Raw genomic sequence first — 23,331 nt, forward strand, 5'->3', positions numbered from 1 at the left:
TTGAAATGCCGCCCCTGCGCGAGCGCGAGGGAGATGTCGAGCGGTTGTCGGCGTTTTTCCTCGAACGATTTTGCCAGGAGTTCGGCAAGACCGTCCGCGGGATCGGGCCCCAAGCGTTGACCTTGCTGCGCCACTATCCCTGGCCCTTCGACGCTATGCAGGTGGTTATAATCTGGAAACGCCCGCAACATCACAGGGAGCGCATCCAGAAATTCATCGTGGTGAAACTTCGAATTGAAAACAATCGCATCTGCTGCAAGGCAGGAAAGGTAGTTGATGTACGCATAGGTGTAATCGCGTTCCCGTCCTTCCTTAAGCGGATAGGTGAGCTGGTTCTCATGCAGGTACAGGATCACCGGCACATCGGACAGTGAAGGCCGGCACAGGGCCAGGAAAGCCGGCACATTCACCATATCTGAAGCCAGAATCACATCCGGCTTGTTGCCCTCTGCCACCCAGTCATTGACTTTACGCGCCATGGTAACAGCCCCACCATGCATGCGCCATTTCCAAAAACGGGCGGACATGGTTACGGCGTGGACGTCGTGTTGGCTGTGTTTTTTGAGCCCATCCAGAAAATTTCTATGCGACCCTCCATACCAGGGCTCTAGCGCTAATACCTTCATCAAAGGGGGTACTTGAGAGTTTGTATTTCGCCGATCTGGCGGCTTAGTCTTCTTCTGCCTCGGTTGCCTGACGTGCTTTCTCTTCATCGATAAGCTTCATCAGTTCATCTTCTTCCATTTCTGTAGATGGACGAACAATGCTAATGGCACGCACCTGCAATTTCTCGCGCAGTGCGGCATCCCTTACCTCATCCGCTGTGATAAGCTTTTCTTCACCAGGATTCAGCCGCAGCGGACGCGTCTTCATCTCGATGTCAACCGCACGTGTGTTGGTGTTCTTAATTAACATTCCTCTACGTTGCTTCGCCACGCAGATACCTCTTGCCTTAAATTTTGTTGATGTACTGTACATGCAGGATGGCTGCATAATACAACATTTCGCCATAGATTTATGAAAGGTTCCCGTCGATTACTTTCTCTTTTCACAAATCGGCCGCCGAGCCTGGTACTTTTCTGTGTAAAAATGGTGTTTTCAGACCAGCAATTTGAGGCCATCCCGCGCCGTTGAGCAGCTATTCTCCTAAATAAAATCAGCCGAGGTACAAAGTACCCCGGCCTTAAGCCCCAGACCATACTGGTCGCCGACCCACGTTGCGACCCCATACAGCCTGAAACTGCCCAAGGATACCTTTTACCTAACACATTAATCAACCAGAAACACCTCCTTTTCACGGAATCTTGGCCTTTCACATCAATTATTAAGCAAATACTTACCAACAGTAGATCAATTTGACCGCTTTCAGAAAAAAACCGAGACCAAAAGCAGGTTTCGCCAAAAGAAAGCGCGCGCAACGTCTAGTGCTAGACGTTGCGCGCGTGCACCCTTCAGAGACCATCAGGAGCTATTGTTGGTCATGCTGTTATACCGGGGAAATCTGTGGGTCGAATATTATTTCACAGCATACACACAGGTGCAAATATCCTAAAACATCGTAAATAGTCGGATTACCAAAATCCAGAACAGCAAACAGAATCCGAGCGAGGATCCCATTACAAGCAATCCATTCAACAAATCGCCGTACTCAATAGAAGGAATACGGCTTGCCGGTGTTGGTATGACTGTACGGTTGGTCATCTGTTCTGTTCAAGGAGACATCGTGGCAGTAATCAATGGAGGGATATTGTGTTAAAATGATACTCTTATTTCGCCGGCTGATCAATCACATATCTATGTGAAAAACAGGTATGTCTATACACTAAATCCGTCTATTACAATAAATAACCCACATTTTCATGCTATAAAGAGGGTAGCTGATTAACTGCTTACGCGTTTTTTGTAACGCAAATCGTTATGCCAAAGCCACCGCTTTTCCCCTTTCGTGGGCGGAGATCAGCACACACATTGCGCTTGTTTACTACCCAATATTTACAAGAAACTGCGCTTGGTATGGCTGATCTCCTCTTCCCGGTACAATGTTCGGGATGTCATGGGCGGGTCGTGGCGCGGTGTTACCCGGTGTGCACACGCTGCTTGCAAAAACTAGAGCGGGTCCCTGAACAAGAGGCACAGCAGTCGCTGGCTAACCTGACACAAGCATGTGAGGCATTTGAACGCGTATTACCCCTCTGGATATTTGATAAAGCAGGAACAGTGCAGCGTATTCACAGTGCGCTCAAATATAAAAACCAGCCTTTAACCGGCCGGCAACTTGGGGCTTTGATGGCAAAGCTCCTTATTGTCCCCCTGGCACTGGACGCGCGCCCTACGCTGGTTATTCCCATCCCTTTGCATCGGCAGCGCTTATTCGAACGCGGCTACAATCAGAGTGCGCAATTGGCAATTGGGCTCGCCAAAACCGCAAATATCCCATTTGACGCAAGCATAATGGTTCGGCGTCGATACACCCGTACACAAACAGGATTTGATCAGCAGCAACGGCTTGCGAATGTAAAAGGCGCTTTTGGAATCCGCGCGGCGCGCAGTAGTGCGGTTTGTGGCGCACATGTATTGCTTGTTGATGACGTATTGACAACCGGCGCAACCTTGTTAGCTGCTGCAGAACCCTTGCGGGAGGCCGGCGCAGCAGCTGTGAGCATTGCTACTCTCGCCATGGCGCGGCGCACCAACCGTTAACGATGGTCTTCGATATTAACGCTGGCGTTACACCATGCTGCTTCATCCACATTGTTCGAAGCGAGAATAAGGATGCCGTTGCGCGACCGTTGCATATCCATGACAGTCCGCACCATTGCAATGCCGGCTGCGTCAAGGTTGGTTGTTGGCTCATCCAAAATCAACACGTCGGGTTTTGTGAGCATCGCTGCGGCAAACTTTACCCGCTGCTTCATTCCCGAAGAATACGTTTTTACAAGGTCGTGCTCCCGGCCCTTTAAGGTGACCAGCGCGATCAGGTCATCAATTGTCTGCCCTGCCAGAGAAAGCCGGCGCGCGCGCGCGATAAACTCCAGGTTTTCTCGCGCAGAAAAGCCGTCGTACACATTGAGATAGGGTGACACAAAACCCGTGCGGAGCGGGCGATCTGGCGGTAGTACCTTCTCTCCCGAAAGCTCAAGGTCAACATCACCCTTTGTTGGCGTCATTACGCCTGCAATGATTTTCAACAAAGTGGATTTCCCCGATCCGTTGGCACCAGTAATTGCCAGGGCTTGCCCACCTTCAACCGCGCAGGACAACTTCCTGAACAGAATTCGCCGGCCAAAGCGCTTTGCGACATTGTCTAACGTAAGCTTATTCATGCGATCTGGGGCCTGTAACGCGAAGCGCGGGAAACTGATTTTTTAAATGATCCGGCTAAAATACATCGTTCCGGCTGCATTCACCTACAAGGCTTGATGAAAGTTTCAAGGGAATTGCCCTATGCCAAAGTGTTGTCACTCCCTATGCCGTATCTTTTCTGATTCCTCGTAACCCTGACAATTATTGGTTTGACACCCGAGACAAATCCAAAAGCCCAGACGCCCAGGCCAACCGCCGACCAACACGATGTTGCCCTGTTCGGCAAATCAAATACGCGGGAGATAGTTGCCGTGCATCCTGTTACAGACAAACGTAACCGCGAAGCCTCCTTTGTTCGTGTATACAGCAGAGACGTGGCGCAAGACAAGGTTACGAGCAGTGACGCGCAGGTTTATCCGTTCTTCTTCCTCTCCACCATCGACTGCCTTCATGGCTTCCCACGAGCCAGGTACCAATATCAAGAACTTGGTGGTGATAATTTTTACCGATACCTGGTAGTTTTCAAGAGCTGGAATGCATACTGGGATGCAATTCGGCATGTTGAGCAAACAACCAACCAGAAAGGCCGAACACCAGACGAACTGTATTTGGTAACCAATCCGGTGCAGCAATACCTGATGCAGACAGGAGAGACTTGCTTCAAAGGGATGCCTTTTGAGGCGCTCCACCGCATGCAGTTGGATATTGAAGTATACTCCGAAGCCGGCTTTCCCAATGCAAAACGCGCCGGCGATGAAATAATCATCATTGCACTTTCAGACAACCGGGGCTGGGAAAAGCTTTTGCATTCCAAAAACAGCTCTGAAAAAGCCATCCTCGAAGAGCTCGTAGCAGTCATTCAGGACAAAGACCCTGATGTAATCGAAGGCCACAACATTTTCGCCTTTGACTTTATGTACCTGATGGAGCGTTACCGCAAGTACCGTATCCCGTTTCGCATTGGTCGGGACCAGTCAGAACCTCGCACGTATCCTTCCAGCATGCGTTTTGCAGAGCGCAGCATAGATTTCCCCGCGCTTCAAATAGCCGGCCGGCACGTGGTAGACACCTATTTCCAGGTGATGTCCTACGATGTCTTCAAGCGCGACCTACCAGGTTATGGCCTTAAAGTGGTCGCAAAATACTTTGGCTTTGCCCCGGAAGACCGTACGTATGTGGAAGGGGACAAAATTGCAGAGACCTGGCGAACGGATCCTGATCTCTTGCTGCGGTACGCGCTGGATGATGTCCGGGAAACCGAACGCCTTGCCCGACACCTATCGGGGTCAACGTTTCATCTGACGCGCATGCTGCCCATGCCTTATGGACAGGTTGCGCGTACGGGGCCGGCTGCAAAAATTGAGTCGCTGTTTGTTCGCGAGTACCTGCGTCAGAAACAGGCCCTGCCCAAAAGCACCTGGGGCAGCCAGACGCTTGGTGGATACACAGACGTATTTCTGACCGGCGTTACAGGACCGATTGTGTATGCGGATGTAGAAAGCCTCTACCCGTCTATTATGCTGAACTACAACATTCAGCCGGCGCAGGATCACCTTGGGCTTTTTCCTTACCTGCTTCGCCGGCTTACCGACCTGCGGTTTGAATCCAAAAACGGCATGAAAACCGCTGAAACAGAAGAAGAACGCAGCGAATTGGATGCACGCCAGAGCTCATACAAGGTGCTGATCAACTCCTTCTATGGCAATCTCGGCTTTAGCCATGCGGCCTTTAATGATTTTGCTGAAGCCGACAGGGTTGCTTCAATTGGACAGCAAATCCTCCGCAAAATCATTGCATTGCTCGATCGGGAAAAAGCCACAGTAATCGAAGTGGATACGGATGGCGTACTTTTTACGCCGCCCGATACATGTCGGGGTGAGGCAGCAGAGCGCGCATTCCTGGAAAAACTCAACAAAGAAATGCCCGCCGGCATCCGGATCGGGTTTGATGGGCGGTTCAAGAAAATGTTATCTTATAAAAAGAAAAACTATGCACTCCTGACCTACGAAGAGCAATTAAAATTCAAAGGCTCATCGCTTGTATCACGGTCAAATGAGCGCTTTGGGCGGGACTTTGTCGCTGAAGCTATCAGGCTACTGTTGGACGAAGATGTTGCCGGTCTGCATGCGCTTTACCTGGCAACACGGGATAAAATTGTGCAGCATGCATGGCAACAGGTGCAGGAATTTTCAAAAACAGAGACACTAAAGGATACCATTACGCGTTATAAAGAAGACGTGTTGACCGGCAAGAGAACCCGGGCAGCATCTTATGAGTTGGCCCTTAAGCGCCAGCAAGCCTCCGGGCAGCCAGTAAAAAAGGGGGATAGAATCTCGTATTATATTGCCGGCACAGGGCTCGGCTCGGCTTCTTTTGAGCTGGCCAAACTTGCTGATGAATGGTCGCCCGATCAGCCAGACGAGAACACTGCATATTATCTCAAACGTCTGGATGAGTTTGCACGCAAATTTGAACCCTTTTTTACCGATACTGACTTCCGCTTGATATTTTCGCCCGAAGATCTCTTCGGCTTTGATCCTTCAGGCATCAAGATCCTCTCACACTACACGGCCCCACAGCACCTGGAAACGGATACCCCGTTCTGAAAGGCACAGTCTACAGGCACAGTCTACAGCAGACTTGACTCAGCGCTACAATCTTGCTACGCTGTTCTGCACTACAATTAGAGAACCATGTACCAATATCTCACACTTGTTTTCCTTTTCGTTTTTATGGCCACTGAAAGCAACGCACAGTCCCAAACGACCAACTTGCCCATCAAAAAAGTTCAGCTTTACTCCAGTGGGGTCGGCTATTTTGAGCACGAAGGACGGGTAGAAGGCGCATCTACCACAGAATTACGTTTTAGGGCAGCGCAGATGAACGATGTGCTCAAATCCTTGCTATTGCAGGATCTTGACGGCGGACGTATAAACTCTATTGTTTACCCGTCACAAGATCCGGTAGATAAAATCCTCGGCAGTTTTGATATTGATTTGGGTAACAATCCTTCGCTCGGGAATGTACTCACACAACTCCGTGGTTCTGCTGTGACCATTCGTAGTGGTACGGATGTACACCGCGGCGTCATCCTCGGTGTTGAGAGCAAAGTCATCAACACACAAGGTGGAGCAGCTAGCGAGGACGTAGTAAACCTGATCAAACAAGGTACCATCACCTCGCTTCGGCTCTCGCAGGTGGATGCTATAGAAATTGAAGATGAGGCTTTGCAGGAAGAGTTCAACAAGGCACTGCAGGCTGTTGCACAAGCACGCGATCAGGACAAAAAACCTCTGCTGATCGCCCATGAAGGCAATGGCCGCCGGCGGGTTCGCGTTGGTTATGTGGTAGAATCACCGGTATGGAAAACCAGCTACCGCCTGGTACTACCTGAAGAAGGTGAAAAAGAAGGCTACCTTCAAGGCTGGTCTATTGTTGAGAACCAGACGGAGAATGACTGGGAGAACATCGAACTCACGTTGATCAGTGGACGGCCCATCTCGTTTATTCAGGACCTGTATAATCCATTGTATGTACAGCGTCCGGTTGTAGCGTTTGAGTTGCAGGAAAACCTGATGCCTCAGATGTATGAACGTGGTATGGACCTCCCTATGGATATGGAAGCAGATGCCATGGAAGAAGCTGTCGTTGGCCGCAGCCGCGCCAAACGTTCAACAATTTCCAACATGCCTCCTCCCCCTGCTGCGGCCCCCACTCTTCAAGCATCGATGGGTGGTAGCGTTCAAACGGCAGCACAGACGGCAGAAGCCGGCGAACTCTTTCAATATATCATCGGCAGCGTTTCCCTCCCACGGCAACGTTCAGCCATGATTCCGATTGTTACCGAATCGGTTGATATGCAAAAGGTCAGTATTTTCAATGCCAATGTGCAGCCTCGCCATCCCTTACATGGCGTCAGAATCACAAACAGCACAGACATTCACCTGATGCAGGGGCCAGCGACAGTCTTGGATGCGGGTAGTTATGCCGGCGATGCCCGCTTGAATGAACTACCGTCAGATAGCAAACAACTGCTTTCTTACGCACTCGACTTTGAAATGCAGGTAGATGTAGTCAGCAGCAATGAGCCGATGACAATACAGTCTGCCAAAATTGTGAATGGGGTTTTGGAATCACAACGCAAACGCCAACACAAAACGACGTATACATTAAAAAACGAATCAGAAAAAGCCCGTTCAGTTATCATCGAACATCCACGTAAAACACAGTGGACCCTCCTGGACACGGACGAGCCTATGGAAACGACAGATCAATACCATCGATTCCAGGTAGATGCAGCCGAATCCAAGCAAACTGCCTTCACCGTAATGGAAGAGCAGATTAGCAGCCAGGCAATCCAGCTAACCTCCCTGGATGTAAATGCCCTTTCCGTATATACCAGGGGTGGTGCAGTTTCATCAGATGTTAGACGAGCTTTGCAAAAGGCCATTTCTCTAAAACAGCAAGTGCAGCAATCAGACCAGCAAATTCGGCAAAAAGAGCAGCAAATCAAGAACATTGCTGCAGAACAGGGCCGTATCCGCGAAAACATGGGGACCGTAGAACGCAGCAGCAGCTACTACAAACGCCTGCTTGGAAAACTCGAAGCACAAGAAAACGATATTGACAAAATGGGTAAAGAGATCGATGGTTTGCGCAAATCCCGTGACAAAGACCAGCAAGAGCTCGTCGAATTTCTACGCGGGCTTAACGTGAATTAACTATCGAAGCGGTATATTCCTTATAAATATCTAGTTGATCCCTTGTGGGACGTGGCTGGTATCTGATTGATACTTGCTGCTTACTATGCGCAAAAAGCAATGAGCGAAGGTAACGAAAGTCTTGAGAGAAAATTTGAGCGCATCCTCGGTGAGGATGGGGTCCCTGATTCTGGTGATGAAAAGCAGCCCGAAGAAAAGGACGTTGATGAGGTACGACTGAGTCGGCGAGAAAAACGCCGGCGGGAGCGGATGGCACAGCAGCAGAAAGAAGACGAAGAGATCCGCAATATCAACGAATACTGGTACAAAGACCCCAACATTTCTGTTAAAATCCCAAAGCCAGACGCCCCCTACGAAGAGCTAGAGGCGTCCTTGCTGGAGAACCGGGTAACGCTGGAAACGCTGAAGCGTACGTACTGCCGTTCAAAAAAACGCAACCATCAGATCATCACCGATGCATACCTGCATGAAATCAAGCGGTACGTGATGGCTATCGAAGGTATTAAAGACATTCTGGCTGCGCGCGCAGAAGATTACCGTATTTACTACACCGACCGAGAGCACCCGAATGTGGCCTGCCGGCGTATTGTGCTTGACTGTTTTGTCGCTTCAAATCTCTACGGGATGTACGCGTACGAAACGGATGTTTTGCGACTCTATCGCGACGTTCGACTTTCAAAAAGTGCGGCGGGCCGGCTTTTCATCGACGTCTACTACCGATTCATTGGCCGTAGCGTTGCAGCGCTATTACACCGCTTTCCGCGCTTAAAGCAGCCCACAAAGCGTATCATGGATTTTGTCGTAGCGCGTGTAGCACGTTTGATCTAACAGTAGGTTGTTACTGCATTTGAGCCAACACCTCCTCAAATGACTGCATCAGTTGCACTTCATTTGCATCCAGGTTCTCGCGCGGCACAGGCCGGCGCTCCCTGGGATCCTTCATCATATTAAACACGCGACCATCTTCGTATAGCTTCCAGGTATGGTTGTGTACATACCGGACGTGTTCAAACCGGCCCCATTGCGGTGCGTAGTGGCAAAACACCCAGGAGCGGACGCTATCTGCCTGTGCAACAAGTTGTTTGTGGAAACTAAGCCCATCAAGTGTATCCCCTTCAGGCAACGCAACACCTGCCAGGTCAGCCAGGGTGGGAAGAAAGTCGGTAAAATCTATCAGGTTGTTGTTCACAGCCCCTTCAGCGATTGTGCCCGACCAGTTGGCAATCATGGGCACATGGGTACCATACTTTGTGGGATTGCCTTTGTCACCACGGATTTGCCTGTCGCCATACGCTGACGTGACATCCCTGTCCGTCCCATTGTCACCAATGAACAGCACGAGGGTCTGTTCTCGAATGCCCTGGTCATCCAGCGCTTCGACAAGTCGGCCAACAATTTTATCCATATACGCGACATTGTCTGCAAAATAAGCGGCGTCATTGAGATTGGAATCTGCCGGATTAAAAGCGGGATAATCCGGGTGCCCGGGAGTTGGCTGAAACGGATCATGCGTGAGCACCATGGGATAGTATGCAAAAAAGGGACGATCCTTGTTTTGCGCCATGAATCCAATGAGCGAATCAGCAAACACATCTGGCCCGAAGGCGCCGTCGAGATGTTGTACGGTTTCACTGTTTAGATTCAAGCCGGGATTTTTGAAGCGGTTTGGGGGCCGTTCGTCAATCTGCCAGAGATAATAGGCATCAAAGCCAGCTTCAGCCGGTTTTGCACCTGTGCGATTAAAAAGTTGGCGTTGCTGGCGGTTGCCGTAGAGTTGCCATTTACCGGCAATTGCGGTACGGTAGCCGGCGTCCTGCATCATATGCCCAAAAGTTCGTTCTTCAGGATCCAGAATGCCAAAACCGACGTAATTTCTAAAGTTGTACTTCCCAGTCATCAGTTGTACACGCGATGGTGTACAAAGCGGCGTTGAATATGCAGCCGTGAATCGCATGCCGGTTTCGGCAAGTTGATCTAAATTTGGCGTGGAATATGCAGTGCTCCCATTAACCCCAAGGGTTTCATACCCAAGATCGTCAGCCATAATCAAAATGATATTTGGCTGTACCGGCGCAGCGTCCCCAAACTCCTCTCCCCCGCTGCATCCGGCAATACAAAAGAGTACCACTGTTGGCAATACATAGTATTGCAGCGCTGTAATCTGCCTTCTAATTATTCTGCTACAGCCTGCAATCAGATTGCGCAGCTTTTGCGTCCCCTGAGATGCGTAATTCATAATCATCATTTGCATTACCAATTGCCCGTGCGTATATGAAATATTACTAATCTACCCCTTGCGAAACTACTATGGCCCGCATATTAGTAGCCGGCGCAACCGGCAATTTAGGAAAACAAATTGTTGCCGAGCTAAAAAAACAAAACCATTGGGTTCGGGCGTTGACCCGCAAACCCATGCGCCTCTTTCCGATGGCTGATGAAGTTGTTGGAGGTGACTTGAACCTCGTGCACTCCCTCAATGCTGCCTGTGGCAATATCGACATCATCATCTCGGCAGCCGGCGCAAGTGTAAATCCTTCCCTTGCTCGGAAGGAAGGTGACTACAATTCGATTGATTATCAGGGGCACCGCAACCTGTTGCGCGTTGCCGGCAACTCTGGCATTAAACGGTTTATCTACGTTTCTGTCTTTTCGACGCCGGCGCTGCAGCATCTAGAATACATCAGCGCCCACACGCGGTTTGCGGATGAATTGAAAGCAGCCGGCCTGTCGTATGCTATCATCCAACCCACGGGTTTCTTTAGTTCATTTGATGCGATCCTGGATATAGCCGCAGCTGGCATTGCACCCTTGATTGGAGATGGCAACGCCGTCACAAACCCCATTCATGAGGCAGATTTGGCCCGTGTATGCGTTGATGCCATCGACGGGCCCAATCGGGAAATCCCGGTGGGTGGCCCGGAAATCTTTACACGGAAACAGATCTTTGAACTGGCATTCAGGATTCTCAACAAGAAACCGCGTTTCATTCGCGTGCCAGGTGCGGCTATATCAGCACAGAGCAGGATTATGTCGTACTTTAACCCGCGTGTATCGCAACTGCTGCTTTTTCTGCAGCAAGTCAGTAAGGTAGACGTGGTAGCGCCGGCATCCGGCTCACATCGCCTGGGTACATATTTTGAAGAGAAAGTAAGTGTAACAGCAAATTCCTAGGCCAGGGATTGCCACCTGCCTCTAAAATGCAGTCAGCCCCCTGCCTCCTTCAACTTTTTGATTTATGCCCCGGAAAAATATTTTTATCACAGGAGCAGCAGCAGGCATCGGCAAAGAAACAGCGCGACTTTTTGCAGCAAAAGACTGGTTCGTTGGATTGTTCGATATAGACGAAGCCGGCCTAAAAACGCTATCAGACGAATTGGGCGAAGCCAATGCTTGCTGGCATGTACTTGATGTCACCGATACACAAAGTGTAGCTGATGCAGTCGCTTTTTTTGGTGAAAAGACTGGCCAATCCATGCACGTCTTGTTCAATAATGCCGGCATCATACACGCCGGCGATATCGACGCGATAAGCCTTGCACAACACAAACAGCTGATCGATGTGAATGTATGGGGCGTTATCAATTGCTCTGTGCAGGCACTTCCCCTGTTAAAGCAAACAAAAGGCGCAGCCATCGTGAACATGTCATCCGCGTCTGCACTGTACGGGCATCCGTCCCTCACAAGTTATGCGGCATCAAAAATGGCTGTACGCAGCATCACGGAAGGCATGGACCTTGGACTGGAAAAGCATGGCATACGGGTATCTGACGTTATGCCGATCTGGGTAAAAACCAACCTTGCAAAAAACGCCGCGAATGAGTGGCAGGGGCTCAAGAACAGTGATGTAAAAATTACGCCGCAGGCTGTGGCCAAACGCGTCTGGAAAGCTGCCCACAGTAAAAAATTGCACTGGTTGATGGGCGCCGAAACCTACGTATACAGCTTTCTTGGAAAGATAATGCCAGCTGCGATAACGCGCCGTACAGCTGCAATCATCACAAAAGACTGAAGCTCGAAACAGCGTTTCTGCCGCAGTACCTTGTAAAAAAGACGTTACTTAGCCTATACTAACAAGGTCTTAGATTAAACGGCAGAACCACTATGCACTCCCGACACCTTACATCCATCCTGCTGATGCTAGTTGTATTGCTCGCTGCAGCATGTCAAACCGCAACAGGAGACAGCAATGCGCCGGCAGTAAAAGAGGCCAACAAACAAGTCTTGTTGCTATCCGGACAAAACAATCACGACTGGAAAGAAACCCACATATTCCTGCAAGAAATCATTGGTGAATCAGAGCACTTCGACCTGACTGTCACCTTAACGCCCGAAAAAGGGGCAGATGCTGCCGCCTGGGATGCCTGGCAGCCAGCATTTGCAGACTACGACGCCGTGGTTTTCGACTACAACGGTGAGATGTGGCCCGAAGTGCACAGACAGGCATTTGAGTCATACATTTCCGGAGGCGGAACGGCCTACATGGTACACGCCAGCAACAACCCATTTCCGGGTTGGACTGCCTACGAAGAAATGGTTGGCATACTCTGGCGCGGTAAAGACACCGGGACCCGTATCTACATGAACGACGAAGACGCGCTGGTCGATCATCCGCCAGGAGCAGACCTGGGAGCCGGCCATGGCAAAGTACATGACTGGCAAATTCAGGTGCGCAACACTTCGCACCCGATCATGAAGGACATTCCGCCCGTTTGGTTGCATGCGCATGATGAATTGTATCATGGCCAACGCGGACCTGCAGCAAACATGAAAATCCTTGCAACTGCCTATTCGGATCCCGAATTTGGCGGCAGTGGGCAGCACGAATTGATGATGTGGTGGATCCCATACGGGGATGGCAAAGTACTCACGTTCCTTGCGGGCCATCATTGGCCCAAACAAGACAATATCAATGCATTCATGTGTATTGGATTCCGGACTATGATCAACCGGGGCCTGGAGTGGCTAACAACAGGCGATGTCACTTCGCCTGTCCCAGACAACTTTCCCACTGCAGATGCAGTTAGTCTGAAGGCTGCCAACTAAGGCTTCTCAACCCTATAAATATTTACCTTACTGTTTTTCTTATGAAAACGAATGTTTCTTTACTCTTTGTTTTGTTGATGGTGTTTACGGTCACGGGTGCATGCGCGCAACAGATGGAACGCAGTGCATCGCCAGCCGGCGCATCAGCTTATATTATTTCGCCGGCACATGGTGAAATGATCACCGGCCCTGTTACAGTGAAATTTGGTTTGCAAGGCATGGGCATTGCACCGGCCGGCATCAAATACCCTGACGCAGGCCACCACCACCTGCTGATCAACGCTACCGGACTGCCCGACCTCAACATGCCTATCCCGGCTGATGAAGTCCATAAACACTTTGGTAAAGGACAAACAGAAACGATCCTCGACCTTGAGCCCGGTACGTATACCTTGCAAGTGTTGCTAGGCGACCAGAACCATGTGCCACATGATCCACCAGTGATGTCAGAAGTAATCACCATTGTGGTCAAGTAGGACCTAATAACTACAAATAGAAAAGCCGGCAGATGTACTTTACATCTGCCGGCTTTTCTATTTAATCTCCACATGTGCGACTTAGGGGATAATCTGCATTAATGACTGCTTCTCTGGCAAAAAAAGAGAACATCACGCGACCTTCGTCACTCGAAAATCGGCATTAAACGCAACCCTTAGTTCGCATCTAATATGCGCCCCAGAATCAGGAAGCCAGTGTTGAAAGGTAGGCCTGAATTGATTTGAGTTCGGTATCGGTCATATGGCTATACGCCCGCCACGGCATAACCGTTGGGTCCATTTCCGGATTACTGGGTGTTTCTCCAGTACGCATCGCTTTAACAAACACATCAAAAGGCCATGCGCCGGCTGCAACCAGATCTGGGGGTGCCGGCTTGCCTGGCTCAAGCGGCTCTCCGCCACGCATTGATTCCCCATGACAATACCCGCAAGTGATGGAGGCGAGGTATTTACCCTGTGCAACCTGGCCAGCCGCTTCATCTACTGGCTTACGTTCCGATGCCAGATGTACTTCACTGGCTACATCGAGGGCCCCGGTGCCGGCGAGTACTTTCCCAATGGTTCTGAGCTCGGTTTTAGGGACTTCATTGTCGACAGGAGTCAACTGCTGGAAATACGAAATCATGGCAGCAGCATCTTCATCGTTCAGGTTGTGTAGCGTTCGGGATGGCATGAACATCAACGCCGAGCCATCCGGACGCACGCCATATCGAATGGCCCGATCCCAGTCTTCAACAGAAAAACTGCCCCCAACGCCGCCTTTGCCTGACGTTAGGTTTGACGCGCCCGTAACAAATGGTGGGGCATCAATAAAAATTTGGCCGGAGAAGTTTTCGGCATGACAGTCCGCACACGCGTGTATCTTCGCCAGGTGTGCGCCTCTGGCAATCGTAGCCGAGTCGGTTGGTACGTCTGATAAAAGGGTTGCAGTAACGGTATGGATTTCAGCTTTTGCTGAAGCGCCTTTGTTGGTGACGACAAAGCCGGCAACGAGCAATACAATAATAAGCCCAAGCAGAACAATGCCTGTCCATTTTAAAAATGTTTTCATGGTACTGAGATGGGTCAACAGACCCGGTGGTTAGTGGTAGGTCTTGAATAAACAGGTGGCAAAAAGAGGGCAACAAAGCCAATCACGGATGCCTCCTGGGTATGCGACAAAATTTAGTACTTTGCGACATAGAAGACTAAAAAGGGCTGCACCTTCACAGATAACAGCCCTTTTATCACAGTATTTTTGGCAACATTAGCTCATACTTGTGCCGGCACCACAAACGGCTCGCGGTATGCACGGGTTAAATGTTTGTTGGCTTCTTTGTCTCCCGGGAAGGTTTCATCATCCCCATCAAACCGCAACTCGCGCCCCAATTGATACGCGATATTGCCAAGCATGGGCAACGCAGAAGACATGTGCCCTTTTTCAATATCGCAGGTCAAGTCATCGCTATTACCAGATCGTACCGCCGCAATAAAATTGTTGTAGTGTCCCCCGCCTCCCGGCGCTGCAAGGTAACCAGTTGTATTTCCATCGTCTTGTTCACCTCCGCTATCTGAACTGGGACCGGGTTCATCATTACGACCCAAGTAGGTTTTCCAGTTGCTACCGCTTAGCTCCATCCACCCTTCTGTGCCGTAGAAGAGGTTACCAATCTTAACATTCATCGAATCCTCGCCGGCGGTATACAGGCCGCGCACTTCAAATTGCAGCAGCTTGCCATCTGCGTACTCAAACGTTGTGGTTTGCGTGTTGGGCGTTTCCTGCGAACACACGTCAGAAGTAAACTTGAAGTAGCCTCCCATCGATTGGATGCGCACAGGGTGTTCATCTTTGCCCAGCCCCCAGCGCGCAATGTCGTACTGATGTGGCCCCTGGTTGCCATTGTCGCCGTTACCGGTAGCCCAATGCCAGTGCCAGTTGTAGTGGGCTTTCTTTTCGTTGTAGGGCCGCCACGCAGCTGGCCCAAGCCACAAGTCATGGTGGAAGCCGGCCGGCGCCTCGCTGTCGGCTGCAATACCAAATGAGTCGCGTGGTTTAAAACAAAGGCCCCGCGCCATATACACCTCACCAAGTCCACCGTTGTGCAAAAACTGCATGGCTTGCCGAACATTGTTTATCGATCGATTCTGAAATCCAACCTGCACAATCACGTTGTATTTACGCGCCGCCTCTATCATTTTCCGGCCTTCCCAAACGTTATGCGAACTGGGTTTTTCCACATAAACATGTTTGCCCGCCTGACACGCCCAAATTGTGGAAAGCGCGTGCCAGTGGTTTGGTGTCGCTATAGAAATGGCGTCTATCTCCTGGTCGTCAAATACGCGACGCATATCGATTTCGGTACCAGGCGCCTCACCTTGCAGTTCTTCAACTGCTTTGATACGCTGTTCAAACAGATTTTCATCTATGTCACAAATGGTACGTATCACCACGTTGTTGTTTTCTGCCATGCCGGCCCATCTACGCAGGTGACTAAATCCTTGACCACGCACACCGATAACGCTCATGTTTATCCGTTCGTTGGCGCCTAAGATGTTTGCATAGCTTTTAGCCGTCATGCCCATACTGCCAAGGGTTACCCCTGCCGCGCCGGCAGCAAGTTTTTTGAGGGTCGCTCTGCGTGAGGTGTTCATCGTTGTCTTTGCCCGATTTTTTATGTGGATGGCCCGCGTTGAAAATGCCGACCGTTAAAGTCGCGTGTTATGGAAAAAGAAGAAATTGCTATGCTGTAGATTCTTGGGCAGCTAATTGGGCCCGCTTGTGCTGTACGAGTGCGGCATGCAAGTTCTCAGCTGCCAGGCCATGCAGCATCAGGCGGTTGCCGGCCTTTAGGGTCGACATGGGAATCATAGGATGTTTGTTATTCACCAGGCTGAGGTAGCTTGTATCTCCAATCAACTTGGCTGCGTAAATGGCTACTGTTTCGTCTAGCTGCAATGAATTGCACGCCCTCCAGAAATCGCTATCGGTAAGAAAGAGCTGATACAGCGGGGTATACACTTCAATGGCCGTTTCAAGATCTATAAAATTCAACCAGCTTTTAGGCAAAGGTTCGATGGGAAACGGTCCGTCTGTGATGGCATCAAAATTTAGCTTTTCGCGGGCTTTCAGTTCAATGCCTTTTTCCCGCATTTCTTTATTGAGCCGGATGATAAAGTTGTAGATATTCAGGTCATGTGTAAGAAAGACATGATCGCGCAGGTCCCACAAGTTCTTTGGTCGCAACGGATTTAACTCGATTTCTGCTTCGGGGACATTGTCTACAATGAATTGCAAAATCTCGGTGCCGATGTTGAAATGCCTGAGAATGAGCAAGTTGGCCTCTGGCATCACAAATCGTTTCAACCCATGATAAATCCCCTTGTGCAGGAAAGCAGAAGAGGTAAACTTGTTGGGAATAAAAATTTTGAGCACCTGAAAAAGTGCAATAAAGAGGCGTGCAAACGGTCGGACAAGCGGTAACAGAAACTGGCGCGAGCGCGAGCTGTTGCTACGCAAAATTGAGGCTTTTGCCTCCCTACGCATGGGCACACTGGTATCAAGAAACAGGGCGAGCCATGGGTCAGGATCTTTTGGATCGTGTGCAATCTGGTCAAAATGCTGGGTAACTTCCATCTTATTCCATGTCCAATTGATGTGGGAGAACCGGGTTAGAATGAGCCTATTTCTTCCAACTGCAACAAATACAGTCGGGCTGTGACTTTGGCCGTTTTCACTATATGATCGACCAGAGGCGCAGTAAGAATGCCCGACTGCACCGCCATATCCAGCCGTTCAAAGTGGTATTCGTCACTTTCCGAATGATAGAGAAAAAAGGACACCTGGTCATCGCTGAGGTTGAGTTGCTCCTGGATGAGCGTGCCCCATCGCCGGGCAATACGCATTCCCAGCCCTTCAATGATAAACATCGCGCCTATCAGATCAAACGGATTTTCTCGGCTTGCCTGATGGAGGATGAATGCTGTCAGGGCCTCGCTTCCGATATTGCGTGTGCCAGCATACATTTCGTCAAGCTTGCCGCCAACCGCAACATAGTTTTTTTCGAGCATTTCGTAATCCCGATGCTCATCGCTGGTATGCGCAATGAAGGCGGATCGAATGGGAAAGTATTCGCGGGTGATATTGGATGCAGCCCGTGCAATCCAGCGTGACCCATCGATGACTTGCTGACGGAGGTTGAATAGAAAGTCGCGATAATCATGCATCGATAGCCGGCCGCGGTTGAGCTTGTCGACAATAGGCACCTGATTCAACTGCTGCTCAAACTCAACCCATACCCGGGCCAACTGGCGCACCAGAGAGGCTTCCAGTGCCGTACCTTTGGTGCGCAACAAGGGCGGTTCAATGTCATCTACCGCGCGACCCACGGTAGTAATTGCGTTATCAGCCTGTTTACTGCCGGCGACAACGGTAGCCAGCATATAAGCAAAAGAAAACCGACCGCTTTCCGGCACAACGCACAGCACTTGCTGGCCCTCCGCCAGTTTACCTGACTGGAAGAGTTCATCCAACATGATAAAAATGGAGGCTGCCCCCGTATTCCCTTTTGTATATAGGTTTGTAAACCACCGCTCCTCGGGGATGACAACGCCCCCGCGTTTCATCAGCTCGCGCGCTTCACCCCGAAAAATGTGTGAGGAGTAGTGGCAGCAAAACCAGTCAATTTGATCCGGATTTAGCTTGCCAGCCTCGATTAGCTCGAAAAAACCATCCACAGCGCATTTCATCACATCTTTCAACATCCGGGTATCTTGCCGCAAATTGATTGCGCCAACATCAGCTGCTGCGTGGTAGCTATCGTAATCCAGCCACGACGTGTCAACATGTCCCGCGTCATTTTTAGCCGGCCCAACGTACATGCACGGGTCATATTTACTCGCAAGTGACTTGATCTCCAGCCACTCAATACGCAGTGAGTTACCGCGTAAATCGGGTTGGGGCTCCAGCACCATGGCCCCTGCGCCGTCTGATAGCATCCAGCGCAGGAAGTCGGTATCAAAGGGGACACCTCCGTTTTCCTGGTACGCCGCCTGCTGCTCAAATCGGCTCGCCTTGAAGAGCCGGCTGGGCAATTCGCTTGCGCACGCAACAGCTTTCTCTTTCTCGCCGGCGCCAACTTCAAGAAATGCGCTGCGGAGGGCCATCATACCACTCGAACAGATGCCATGGTGCGAGGTAATGGCGCAGGCCGGCGTTTCAAGTTCGCCGTGTACCATGCTGGCAAAACCCGGCACCGGTAAATCCCCCTGTGTGGTAGCCAGTGCCAAAAAGTCAATTTCCTTTTCCAGCACACCACTTCCTTGCAGGGCTTCACGAATGGCTCCCACGGCCAGTTCAGCGTTTGAATGCGTGGTACGCTGGGTTTTGTCCAGCGCATAATGCCTGCGCTTGATACCGTTCTGTTTCAAAATGCGGGTTCGTAACCGCGATGGCTGCCCTCCAATCATACCCAGGTAGCTTTCTATATCGTCATTCTCAACGGGTTCGCCGGGTAAAAAGCTGCCAGTTGAAGTGATGTATACATCTCGCATAATACGTGACCTGTTATTGATAGTGCGCCGGGGCCCAATGCCATCAGCTAAGCACAATAAAAAGAAGCAATGGCTGTATGTCGCGACAAAACCTATAACAGAAGTACCAAAAACACGACATATCTGCCAGAAACTATCATTTTTGCGCTACAATCGAAAAGGTAGCACGATTCGCGCTGACATCGTAGATTAAAGCAGTCCTCCTCCTAACAGCTACCCAATGGCCATGAACCGCAGAAACTTCCTAAAAACCGGCGCTGCCCTTGCCAGCATTCCCACGATTATCCCTGCATCAGCCCTTGGCCGAGCAGGACGCCCAGCCCCCAGCGACCGCATCACCATGGCGCTTATTGGCGCAGGCAACCAGGGCATTAATGACATGAACGGATTTCTTGGTGATGAGCGCGTACAGTTCACGGCCGTATGCGATGTAAACAAAGAGAGTGCGGGGTATTGGAACGGAAAAATTGCCGGCCGTGAACATGTCCGCCGACTCATCAACTGGCATTACGCCAATCAAACGGCTTCCGGCAGCTATAAAGGCTGTGATAGCTACGAGGACTTTCGCGATGTGATGAACCGGGATGATATAGACACGGTATTGCTGGCCCTGCCTGATCACTGGCACGCTATTCCGACCATCATGGCGGCACGTGCCGGCAAAGACATCTATGGTGAGAAGCCGCTCTCCCTTACCATTGCAGAAGGCAGGGCGATGAGCGATGCCGTGAAAGTGAACAACAGAATTTTCCAGACGGGCAGTCAACAGCGTTCTGACTTCAGGTTTCGGCGGGCGTGCGAACTGGTGCGCAACGGTCGCATTGGAGACTTAATCTCGGTGCGTGTTGGCCAGCCTTCGGGCACCCCTGATTTTGGCAAATCGGGCAATCGCAGATCGCCAGAACCTGTACCCGCCGGCTTCAACTATGACCTGTGGCTTGGCCCTGCACCAGAAGCGCCCTACAGTCCGGCCCGATGCCACGTAAATTTCCGCTGGATCTTTGATTACTCGGGTGGACAGGTGACAGATTGGGGAGGCCATCATCCGGACATTGCCCAGTGGGGTATGGGCACAGAAGATACAGGACCGGTTGCCGTCAAAAATGCAAAGGGAATTTTCTCCACGGATGCCCCCTGGGACACAGCAACTGAATACTATTTCGAATGCCACTACAAAAATGACGTAAGGCTTACGGTGTCGAGCAAAGACAAAATGGGGGTTCGATTTGAAGGCACTGAAGGCTGGATTTGGGTGACCCGTGGTAACTGGGACGCGTCAAACCCTGCCTTGCTGGATTCCGAAATTGGCGCTGACGAAGTCCACCTTTACAAAAGCGAGAACCACTTCCGCAATTTCATTGACTGCATAATTTCCAGGGAAGCCCCGGTGGCACCAATAGAAACAGCACACCGGTCGATCACCATTGCCCATCTTGGCAACATTGCGATGCAAGTGGAGCGTGATCTAACCTGGGACCCGGACAACGAACAGATTATTGGCGATGAGGAAGCCAACAATATGTTGTCACGGCCGATGCGTGCCCCCTGGAGCCTGGAATAAGTCTCTTCGACCGTCTTTCTCGGAGGCGCCGGCTGTGCAAGAAGCATCAGCTGCCGGGAAGCAGGTAATGATGCCGGTCACATATTGCAAAACCAGTGCAGCATCAAGCGCGGACAAGTCTCCGTTGCCGGTTACATCGCCGGCGATATACGCTGCGCCTTCCAGTTCTATGTACCCGACGGTGTATTCCAGAATTGCTGAAGCATCTGAGGCAGAGACAGTACCGTTGCCGGTTACATCACCAAACGCCTGGGTAATTTGTGTATCAAATCCGAGTGATGCCTCGCTGATCATATTCCATGCATTGCTGCTTGTACCGTAACCAATGATACGGACATATCGAGCTGTGACTGGTGTTATGTTATACGTTTCCAATCCCGTTGTGGCCCCCGAACTCTCCATGTTCTCAGCGACTGTGGTCCAATCGGCAGCGTCTTCAGAGACAGCAATATCAAAGTAGGCTACACGCGTATCGCCACGTGCCCATGCCAATTCTACTGAAGAAACTGTAGCACTAGAAGAAAGGCTGTACTGAATCCATTGCCCTTCTCCGTGTGCTGCCCAACGGGTATTAAACTGCCCGTCGAGTGTGTTATCCGGGCTCGCACCTTCGCGGCTATCACTTGCGATAACGCTGGTTATGTAGACGTCCTCGCTATCCTGTGTGGTTACAGAAACGGTTACTTCGCTGGATATGGTTGTGGCACCTTCGTTATCCGTAGCGCCTGCGGTTAGCACGTAAGATCCATCCAGCACATTGGACCACTCAAAAGAATAGGGTGCGTCTGCGTCACTCCCCTGCCAAAAACCATCAACATAAAAATCGACGCTGGTAATGGTGCCATCCGGATCAGAAGCATCAGCCTCAATGGTGACGCTGCTGCCGGAAGCGAAGTTGGTCCCGCTGGCGGGCGAGGTAAGATTAATTTCAGGTTTATCGTTTGTATCTCCAGGCCCGATACCGATGAGGTTTTCGTAGCGCAACTGCGCCGGAATTTTATTAGTAGCCGATGTGCTTACGTCGTGACCAAAAGCCGGCCAGGCAAGGTCTGACGGCCAAAATGCCGGCGGTGCTTCGAGATAAAGCGAGGGCGGAATATCTGCACCACTAGATAAGGTATTCCATTCTGTCGCCCCCTGTATAACGTTCCCTTCAGCATAGAGGTCATCAACATCAGCATCCTTTTCCAGCGTACTATTGCGCAGGAAATAGTTTGATATGATGTTTTGTGAATCAGAGTTGTCATAAACGATGACGCCCTGATCGTTCTCTTTTTTTCCGTGGATCTGGCTCCTGAACAGGGTATTCTCTGGTCCTACCTGCCCCCAAAAATCTGCAAACCCTACCCACCAAACGATATTGCCTTCGTACAGGTTATGGTTTGAAAAATGGCCATGCAGGCTGAGGTCAACCAGTTCCTTAATATCCACATTGTAGTTGTAGCTGATGACGGAATGGTTCACCCCGGTTTGCATCAACATGTGATGACGGAGATTTTTGAAAATGTTGTTGGTGACCAGAATATTTGTTGAGAGATTTTCGAGGTTCACCCCATATCCATGCCCACCCGTACCGTAGTTCTGTGCGTCATGGATGTAGTTACCACTGATCTCCACCTGCCGGCCACGATAAACAAACACGTGAAATTTGACGGCATTGTAAGATTCTACATTCTTGACAAAGGCATTGTAAACCGTACGGAATTCGATATTCGAAGACTCATCATACTGTTTTCGCTCGATGTAGAGGTCCTCAACCCCCACATTGCGCAGCGGCCGCAGTTTTAGCACCTTGGGCTGTTGAGACGTATCGATGCCTAATGAGAGCGGCAAATCAACGGTTACATCGTTGCCATTAATTGCAGTAATAAACACAATTTGTCCCCATGATCGGCTGCCCCATTCTGCATCCCAGGTTTCCAGTTCCTGGTTGATCTGGATGAGGTCTCCAACGGCGAGGTCATTTGTGTTCTCGAGGGTCAAAACCTGCCCGCCGGCCGCGGTGTTGCTTACCACATTGGTTTCGTCGTACGTCCATCCTAAAAAGCGAATGCCGTTGATTGCAGAGCCGTCGAGGTAAAAGAAGGTCTGATCGCTGCCGGCGCCGCGGATAATGACATTGTCGTTGTTGATGTCGACAGCGGAAGCAAAAGTATACTCCCCTGGCGGGAAGTAGAGGACGGTGGGTACGTCCGCCTCATTCGCCAAATTCATCAACACAGGACTGGCATCTGCGGCACCCGGTGTGATGCCGGCAGTTGTGACATCGACTACGGTCCAGCCGCCTGGATCTTCCCAATTGAAGTCGCGCCATTCAGCTACAGGAAATCTATCAGCGGGCAAGCTTCCAAAATCAACAGGCGCTTGCTGGCTGGTCTGCCACTGCGCATGCAAAAGCACTACAAAGAAAGGCTGTACAAAAAACAATACACCCAACACACAGGCAAAAACCCGAATCCTTGCTTTCATAAATGAAGAGGGGGAAAGGTCAAGCAGCTTATTTACTGCGCTTGAACGTATGGTTTGATCCGTACAGGGCAGATTAAGCTACCTGGGACCATGCTAAAGCGATACGGGGGGCCTTGCGTGAAATTAGAATAATCAAAAGGTATGCCAGCATTGGTGAAGCCATACCATCATTATCAGCAGATCAACCCAAAAATGAACAAATCACTCT

General features: G+C 50.5%; 19 protein-coding genes. 9 read left to right on the forward strand and 10 right to left on the reverse strand.

The window, feature by feature from the left end:
* From AAF564_08895 to AAF564_08905, 3 genes are all read right to left on the reverse strand, one after another.
* On the reverse strand, positions 1–626 hold a 626-nt coding region (locus tag AAF564_08895; GenBank protein ID MEM8485655.1), incomplete at its 3' end, for a DUF3524 domain-containing protein.
* A 43-nt stretch (positions 627–669) separates the two neighbouring features.
* Positions 670–915 (reverse strand): hypothetical protein, encoded by a 246-nt coding sequence (locus AAF564_08900; protein ID MEM8485656.1) that lies wholly within the window; start codon positions 913–915, stop codon positions 670–672.
* Between the two features lie 633 nt (positions 916–1,548).
* Positions 1,549–1,701, reverse strand: coding sequence for a hypothetical protein (locus AAF564_08905; protein ID MEM8485657.1), 153 nt, complete (start codon positions 1,699–1,701; stop codon positions 1,549–1,551).
* Positions 1,702–2,097: 396 nt separating this feature from the next.
* On the opposite strand from AAF564_08905, the gene AAF564_08910 reads away from it, so the two are divergent.
* Positions 2,098–2,700, forward strand: a complete 603-nt coding sequence (locus AAF564_08910) for a ComF family protein (protein ID MEM8485658.1) — start codon at positions 2,098–2,100, stop codon at positions 2,698–2,700.
* On the opposite strand, the gene AAF564_08915 is transcribed toward AAF564_08910, so the two are convergent.
* Entirely contained in the window at positions 2,697–3,323 is a 627-nt protein-coding gene (locus tag AAF564_08915) for an ABC transporter ATP-binding protein (GenBank protein ID MEM8485659.1), read from the reverse strand. The two genes, AAF564_08910 and AAF564_08915, sit on opposite strands and share 4 nt — an antisense overlap.
* Before the next feature lie 189 nt (positions 3,324–3,512).
* Between AAF564_08915 and AAF564_08920 the strand changes: the two genes are divergently transcribed.
* The 3 genes from AAF564_08920 (at position 3,513) to AAF564_08930 (ending at position 8,852) form a co-directional block, all read left to right on the forward strand.
* Entirely contained in the window at positions 3,513–5,909 is a 2,397-nt protein-coding gene (locus AAF564_08920) for a DNA polymerase domain-containing protein (GenBank protein MEM8485660.1), read from the forward strand.
* Between the two features lie 87 nt (positions 5,910–5,996).
* Entirely contained in the window at positions 5,997–8,024 is a 2,028-nt protein-coding gene (locus tag AAF564_08925) for a hypothetical protein (GenBank protein ID MEM8485661.1), read from the forward strand.
* A gap of 99 nt (positions 8,025–8,123) precedes the next feature.
* Positions 8,124–8,852: a CFI-box-CTERM domain-containing protein gene (locus AAF564_08930; GenBank protein ID MEM8485662.1), complete on the forward strand. Its 729-nt coding sequence runs from the start codon at positions 8,124–8,126 to the stop codon at positions 8,850–8,852.
* A 10-nt stretch (positions 8,853–8,862) separates the two neighbouring features.
* On the opposite strand, the gene AAF564_08935 is transcribed toward AAF564_08930, so the two are convergent.
* Positions 8,863–10,152, reverse strand: a complete 1,290-nt coding sequence (locus AAF564_08935) for a sulfatase-like hydrolase/transferase (protein MEM8485663.1) — start codon at positions 10,150–10,152, stop codon at positions 8,863–8,865.
* A gap of 179 nt (positions 10,153–10,331) precedes the next feature.
* On the opposite strand from AAF564_08935, the gene AAF564_08940 reads away from it, so the two are divergent.
* The 4 genes from AAF564_08940 (at position 10,332) to AAF564_08955 (ending at position 13,543) form a co-directional block, all read left to right on the forward strand.
* Positions 10,332–11,195, forward strand: a complete 864-nt coding sequence (locus AAF564_08940; GenBank protein MEM8485664.1) for an SDR family oxidoreductase — start codon at positions 10,332–10,334, stop codon at positions 11,193–11,195.
* Between the two features lie 64 nt (positions 11,196–11,259).
* Positions 11,260–12,033, forward strand: a complete 774-nt coding sequence (locus AAF564_08945) for an SDR family oxidoreductase (protein ID MEM8485665.1) — start codon at positions 11,260–11,262, stop codon at positions 12,031–12,033.
* Positions 12,034–12,125: 92 nt separating this feature from the next.
* Complete coding sequence (locus AAF564_08950) at positions 12,126–13,067, forward strand: ThuA domain-containing protein (GenBank protein MEM8485666.1); 942 nt, start codon at positions 12,126–12,128, stop codon at positions 13,065–13,067.
* Between the two features lie 41 nt (positions 13,068–13,108).
* Positions 13,109–13,543: a DUF4399 domain-containing protein gene (locus tag AAF564_08955; GenBank protein ID MEM8485667.1), complete on the forward strand. Its 435-nt coding sequence runs from the start codon at positions 13,109–13,111 to the stop codon at positions 13,541–13,543.
* A gap of 205 nt (positions 13,544–13,748) precedes the next feature.
* On the opposite strand, the gene AAF564_08960 is transcribed toward AAF564_08955, so the two are convergent.
* From AAF564_08960 to AAF564_08975, 4 genes are all read right to left on the reverse strand, one after another.
* Complete coding sequence (locus AAF564_08960; GenBank protein MEM8485668.1) at positions 13,749–14,615, reverse strand: c-type cytochrome; 867 nt, start codon at positions 14,613–14,615, stop codon at positions 13,749–13,751.
* 200 nt (positions 14,616–14,815) lie between these two features.
* Positions 14,816–16,195 carry a Gfo/Idh/MocA family oxidoreductase gene (locus AAF564_08965; GenBank protein ID MEM8485669.1) on the reverse strand — a complete coding sequence of 460 codons (1,380 nt, stop codon included), beginning with the start codon at positions 16,193–16,195 and terminating at the stop codon, positions 14,816–14,818.
* Positions 16,196–16,283: 88 nt separating this feature from the next.
* Positions 16,284–17,177, reverse strand: coding sequence for a hypothetical protein (locus AAF564_08970; GenBank protein MEM8485670.1), 894 nt, complete (start codon positions 17,175–17,177; stop codon positions 16,284–16,286).
* Between the two features lie 35 nt (positions 17,178–17,212).
* The gene (locus AAF564_08975; protein MEM8485671.1) at positions 17,213–19,093 is read right to left on the reverse strand and encodes a 3-oxoacyl-[acyl-carrier-protein] synthase III C-terminal domain-containing protein; all 1,881 of its coding nucleotides are present in this window, start codon (positions 19,091–19,093) and stop codon (positions 17,213–17,215) included.
* Between the two features lie 226 nt (positions 19,094–19,319).
* Here AAF564_08975 and AAF564_08980 point away from each other — a divergent pair, with 226 nt between their 5' ends.
* On the forward strand, positions 19,320–20,654 hold the full coding sequence (locus tag AAF564_08980) for a Gfo/Idh/MocA family oxidoreductase (protein ID MEM8485672.1): 1,335 nt from the start codon (positions 19,320–19,322) through the stop codon (positions 20,652–20,654).
* Here AAF564_08980 and AAF564_08985 read toward each other — a convergent pair.
* Positions 20,619–23,123, reverse strand: coding sequence for an Ig-like domain-containing protein (locus tag AAF564_08985; protein MEM8485673.1), 2,505 nt, complete (start codon positions 23,121–23,123; stop codon positions 20,619–20,621). The genes AAF564_08980 and AAF564_08985 overlap by 36 nt on opposite strands.
* Positions 23,124–23,331 lie beyond the last annotated feature (208 nt).

It is taken from the genome of Bacteroidota bacterium (assembly GCA_039111535.1).
Lineage (GTDB): Bacteria > Bacteroidota > Rhodothermia > Rhodothermales > JAHQVL01 > JBCCIM01.

What these genes read in the sequence shown, in the direction of transcription:
- AAF564_08905 (MEM8485657.1), bottom strand. Translation starts at nt 1,701, where the DNA reads ATGACCAACCGTACAGTCATACCAACACCGGCAAGCCGTATTCCTTCT.
- AAF564_08985 (MEM8485673.1), bottom strand. Translation starts at nt 23,123, where the DNA reads ATGAAAGCAAGGATTCGGGTTTTTGCCTGTGTGTTGGGTGTATTGTTT.
- AAF564_08945 (MEM8485665.1), top strand. Translation starts at nt 11,260, where the DNA reads ATGCCCCGGAAAAATATTTTTATCACAGGAGCAGCAGCAGGCATCGGC.
- AAF564_08950 (MEM8485666.1), top strand. Translation starts at nt 12,126, where the DNA reads ATGCACTCCCGACACCTTACATCCATCCTGCTGATGCTAGTTGTATTG.
- AAF564_08900 (MEM8485656.1), bottom strand. Translation starts at nt 915, where the DNA reads ATGTTAATTAAGAACACCAACACACGTGCGGTTGACATCGAGATGAAG.
- AAF564_08930 (MEM8485662.1), top strand. Translation starts at nt 8,124, where the DNA reads ATGAGCGAAGGTAACGAAAGTCTTGAGAGAAAATTTGAGCGCATCCTC.
- AAF564_08965 (MEM8485669.1), bottom strand. Translation starts at nt 16,195, where the DNA reads ATGAACACCTCACGCAGAGCGACCCTCAAAAAACTTGCTGCCGGCGCG.
- AAF564_08960 (MEM8485668.1), bottom strand. Translation starts at nt 14,615, where the DNA reads ATGAAAACATTTTTAAAATGGACAGGCATTGTTCTGCTTGGGCTTATT.
- AAF564_08940 (MEM8485664.1), top strand. Translation starts at nt 10,332, where the DNA reads ATGGCCCGCATATTAGTAGCCGGCGCAACCGGCAATTTAGGAAAACAA.
- AAF564_08975 (MEM8485671.1), bottom strand. Translation starts at nt 19,093, where the DNA reads ATGCGAGATGTATACATCACTTCAACTGGCAGCTTTTTACCCGGCGAA.
- AAF564_08915 (MEM8485659.1), bottom strand. Translation starts at nt 3,323, where the DNA reads ATGAATAAGCTTACGTTAGACAATGTCGCAAAGCGCTTTGGCCGGCGA.
- AAF564_08925 (MEM8485661.1), top strand. Translation starts at nt 5,997, where the DNA reads ATGTACCAATATCTCACACTTGTTTTCCTTTTCGTTTTTATGGCCACT.
- AAF564_08970 (MEM8485670.1), bottom strand. Translation starts at nt 17,177, where the DNA reads ATGGAAGTTACCCAGCATTTTGACCAGATTGCACACGATCCAAAAGAT.
- AAF564_08955 (MEM8485667.1), top strand. Translation starts at nt 13,109, where the DNA reads ATGAAAACGAATGTTTCTTTACTCTTTGTTTTGTTGATGGTGTTTACG.
- AAF564_08980 (MEM8485672.1), top strand. Translation starts at nt 19,320, where the DNA reads ATGAACCGCAGAAACTTCCTAAAAACCGGCGCTGCCCTTGCCAGCATT.